A 385-nucleotide genomic window follows, 5' to 3' on the forward strand; every position below is an offset into this window, starting at 1 on the left:
GTCATGCCTCGGGCATACAGAGAGATGATTTTGTCGTCGAAGCCACTCCAGCGTGTCTGGTGCTTGGCGACGAGCCGAGGTTCGAACGTGCCATCACGGTCGCGCGGGATTTCGATAGGCAACTCACCGAAATCTCCCTTCAGAACTTTCCGGCTGTGGCCGTTGCGCGTATTGCCCGAGGCGTTTGCCACCGGCTCGTGCTTTTGATGCCCCAAATGCTCGGTCATCTCGGCATTTAGCGCTTTCTCGACCAGCATCTTGGTCAGCTGCTTAAGCAGGCCGTTCTCGCCAACGAGATCTTCGGGCTTCTGATAGTTGGCTAACAGACTGCTAAGCAGCTCGTCGGGCACTTCGTGTTTGCGTGGACTCATGGTGTCTCCGGGTC

1 protein-coding gene is annotated in these 385 nt (G+C 57.1%); it reads right to left on the reverse strand.

Annotated features, from left to right (window positions below):
* Positions 1 to 371: transposase (locus AB4Z20_RS28135; protein ID WP_442091262.1), on the reverse strand; the 371-nt coding region annotated here is incomplete at its 3' end.
* Positions 372 to 385 lie beyond the last annotated feature (14 nt).

The sequence above is a fragment of the Pseudomonas sp. KB_12 genome (genome assembly GCF_052114545.1).
GTDB classification, from domain to species: domain Bacteria; phylum Pseudomonadota; class Gammaproteobacteria; order Pseudomonadales; family Pseudomonadaceae; genus Aquipseudomonas; species Aquipseudomonas brassicacearum.